This window comes from Acetobacter okinawensis (assembly GCF_002153655.1).
Classification (GTDB): domain Bacteria; phylum Pseudomonadota; class Alphaproteobacteria; order Acetobacterales; family Acetobacteraceae; genus Acetobacter; species Acetobacter okinawensis_A.
The window spans coordinates 1-400 of sequence record NZ_JOPJ01000137.1; the positions used below are offsets into that span (position 1 = coordinate 1).

Below are 400 nucleotides of genomic sequence, written 5' to 3' on the forward strand. Positions count from 1 at the left end.
GAAGCGTCTGATGATCGATGCAACACATCTCAAGGCACACCGGACATCGGCGTCCCTGCTCAAAAAGGAGCTTTTCCCCGTCATATCGGACGGACAAAAGGCAGCCTGAACTCAAAACTTTATGCCGTGTGTGATGATCAGGGCCGACCTGTCCGCCTTCATCTGACTGCTGGACAGGTCAGTAATTTCAAAGGTACTGATGTGTTGCTGGCGAACCTGTTGGAGGAGACAGAGGAAGTCATCAATCACCAGTCATCAGTGATCGGGAATACGACAGCAATAAAATCAGACAGTCTCTCGCAGACCGTAACATCACCGCTTGTATTCCGCTAAAGAAGAACCGGAAATCAAAGCCACCTTACAATTGGCATCTGTATAAAAAGCGCCATCTGATCGAAAA

The 400-nt window shown here is 48.5% G+C and carries 1 pseudogene; it reads left to right on the forward strand.

Going from position 1 to position 400, the window contains the following annotated elements:
• Nucleotides 1-333, forward strand: a pseudogene (locus tag HK26_RS13715) (hypothetical protein); the annotation flags it as partial.
• Nucleotides 334-400 lie beyond the last annotated feature (67 nt).